At 28.0% G+C, this 2,725-nt stretch carries 3 protein-coding genes; all 3 read left to right on the top strand.

Annotation, left to right across the window (positions count from 1 at the left end; all coding sequences use genetic code 11):
- The first annotated feature begins 168 nt into the window (after window positions 1-168).
- The 3 genes from H9660_RS16000 (at window position 169) to fliD (ending at window position 2,679) form a co-directional block, all read left to right on the top strand.
- Complete coding sequence (locus tag H9660_RS16000; protein WP_191751365.1) at window positions 169-519, top strand: flagellar protein FlaG; 351 nt, start codon at window positions 169-171, stop codon at window positions 517-519.
- A 118-nt stretch (window positions 520-637) separates the two neighbouring features.
- The gene (gene fliS / locus H9660_RS15995; protein ID WP_191751364.1) at window positions 638-1,021 is read left to right on the top strand and encodes a flagellar export chaperone FliS; all 384 of its coding nucleotides are present in this window, start codon (window positions 638-640) and stop codon (window positions 1,019-1,021) included.
- Window positions 1,022-1,194: 173 nt separating this feature from the next.
- A complete protein-coding gene (gene fliD / locus H9660_RS15990; RefSeq protein WP_191751363.1) occupies window positions 1,195-2,679 on the top strand; it encodes a flagellar filament capping protein FliD in 1,485 nt (494 codons plus the stop codon).
- Window positions 2,680-2,725 lie beyond the last annotated feature (46 nt).

Below are 2,725 nucleotides of genomic sequence, written 5' to 3'. Positions count from 1 at the left end.
AACAATATTAATATTACAGCAACAATATGCAATTAATTTTAAATGTCACAAAAAGCTTGCACTATCAATTTCCTAACGAATAAAAGAAGAAATTAAACTAGTTGAATTTCAACAATAATTATACATTACCAATTATCCATTACTAATTATAAGACGGGGGTGTTTTAAATGGATTTTAAGGTTACGAGTCAAGGAGGACAATCTAACCTAAATACATCAGCAGTAATTGAAAATAAGAAAGTTTCAGCTAACAGGGATGTTATTGAAGCTGTAAGTGCTAAAGATAAAGGCTATAGAGAAGAAGATATAGCAAAAGCAGTAGATAAATTAAATAAATTTTTAAAAGATGAAAATACTTATGCAGAATATTCTATTCATAAAGATCTTGGTGATGTAATGATAAAAATTATAGATCAAGACACTAAAGAAGTAATTATGGAATGTCCACCGAAAAAAATATTAGATTTAATAGCCAAGATGATGGAACTTGTTGGAGTTTCAATTGATAAAAAGGCTTAAAAGGGGGGGGGGCTATGAATTTCTTACTAAATAAAATTGATAACGATATTAGAAGAAAATTTAAATATATTAGACTGTGGTACCTTTTTAGATGTTAAAAAGTAGGAGGAAAGAATAAATGTACGGCAATAATGCTTTTAACGTATATAAAAATAATAGCGTAAACTATGCATCAAAAGAACAATTACTATTAATGCTAGTAGATGGTGCAGTAAAGTTTTCAAAAATAGCAAGAGAAGGCTTAATAGAAAAAGATATAAGAAAAAGCCATGAAAATTTAATTAAAGCTCAAAATATATTCACTGAACTTATGATAAGCCTAGATCAAAATGCAGGAGAATGGGCAAAGCAAATGTATAGAGTTTATGAATTTATAAAAACTAGACTTTTTGAAATAAACTTAAAAAAAGATGTAAATATGTTGGACGAGCTTATGCCGGTAATAGAAGACGTGAGAAATACATGGCATGAAGCACACGAAATATCTAAGAAATCTAGGTAAGCTAGATTTCTTAGACAATGAAAAATGAAGAATTAAGAATGTAGAATTAAGGTTATAATTTAGCGAAGCTAAATTATTAAAATATTTATTTCAAAATTCATCCTTTGGATGAATTTTTACATTAATTTTACATTTTACATTCTAAATTTTTAATTAAGAAAGGTTGGTGTATTATGACCACAAGAATTACTGGACTTGCAACGGGATTAGATGTTGATACTATAGTTAAGCAAACTATGCAAGCTTATCGTACTAAGATAGATACTCAGCAGCAAAAAAAAGATGTAACGGAAATAAAACAACAATTATATAGAGATTTAATAAAAGAAGCTCAGGAGCTATACAATAATCATTTTGATGTTTTAAAAAGTGGAAGCTTAGTTAGAGCAGCTACGTGGCAATCCGTTAAATTTGAAACAAATAGTCCTAGCTTAACAGTGACAGGAGATGCTAGTGCCAAGCTAGGGAATTATACTATTAAAGAAGGAAGTACTATTGCTAAAGCAGCAAGTATTTCAAAAACAGAAGAAGAATTAGGATCATCAATAACTATAAATGGACAAAGCTTTAATATAACAGGCAATACTGTTAAAGAAAAAGCGGTTAATTTAAATAATGAATTAAGTAAAGCAGGTATTAATGTTTCTGTTAAATATACATATTTTGCAGGAAGTACAACTACTAATAAACAGGGTTTTTTATTTGAATCAAAGCTTTTGGGTAAAGATAATAACTTTGTTATTGGCGGAACTAAGAGTAAAAATACTTTAAAAACTGGAGAAGATGCAAAGGGCGCAGAAATAACTGGATTAACAGTAAGCCAGTTGAAATATAATTCAATTGATAATAAAGTATCTTTTAAAATAGATAGTAATGAGATAACTATAGATATTGCAGATTTAAATACTGTTGGAGATATAGAAAATATTTTAAATAAGTCACTTTCAGATAAAGATTATACTGCTAAAATAGATACTTCAGGAAATATAACTTTTATTACAACAAAGACTGGAAAAGACCAAACAAAACCTAGTATTGAAGTTGAAAATAAAAATGGAACATATAATAAAATAACTATAGGATTTACAGATGGTAATGATACAACATCAGCAGAAGAGATAAAAATAACTTCAGCAGATTTAGGTGGAAAAATAGTAATAAATGGAGTTTGTATAGATTTATCTCAAAAAGGATCAATGAATGAAGTAGATTATATAAATAATATTTTAGAAAGTAATAAAATATCTGTAGTAGCTGAGAAGAACACTGATGGAATAGTATTAAAATCTACAATAACAGGAAGTAATTCTAAAATAGAATTTTCAAAAATAGATGGTGATGAAACATCAACTGGTGGACAAGATGCTAATATTGTAATAAGTAATGGAATTGGAGTTTATACACATACAGGGACTGCAAATACCTTTCCTTTAGATGGAATAACCTTTAAATTTACTGGAGATATTCCAGAGAAAGGAATAAGTGTAACTTCAAAACAAGATTCTACTGAAATTATTGATAAAATAAAAAGTTATATAGAAGATTATAATAAGTTAATAGTAAAAATAAATACTCTAACTTCAGAAAAGAGGGATAGAAATTATCAACCTTTAACTTCGGATCAAAAGGCAGAAATGGTGCGACTTGTTGTTAAGTGAAAAGCTTAGCCTAATCTATTGATTAGAACTATCACTGTGAGAAGTA

Source organism: Clostridium gallinarum (assembly GCF_014836325.1).
GTDB lineage: Bacteria > Bacillota > Clostridia > Clostridiales > Clostridiaceae > Clostridium > Clostridium gallinarum.
This window is presented reverse-complemented; position numbering and strand designations above follow the sequence as displayed.

Coding starts and splice junctions, on each gene's coding strand:
- H9660_RS16000 (WP_191751365.1), top strand. CDS start 169: ATGGATTTTAAGGTTACGAGTCAAGGAGGACAATCTAACCTAAATACA.
- fliS (WP_191751364.1), top strand. CDS start 638: ATGTACGGCAATAATGCTTTTAACGTATATAAAAATAATAGCGTAAAC.
- fliD (WP_191751363.1), top strand. CDS start 1,195: ATGACCACAAGAATTACTGGACTTGCAACGGGATTAGATGTTGATACT.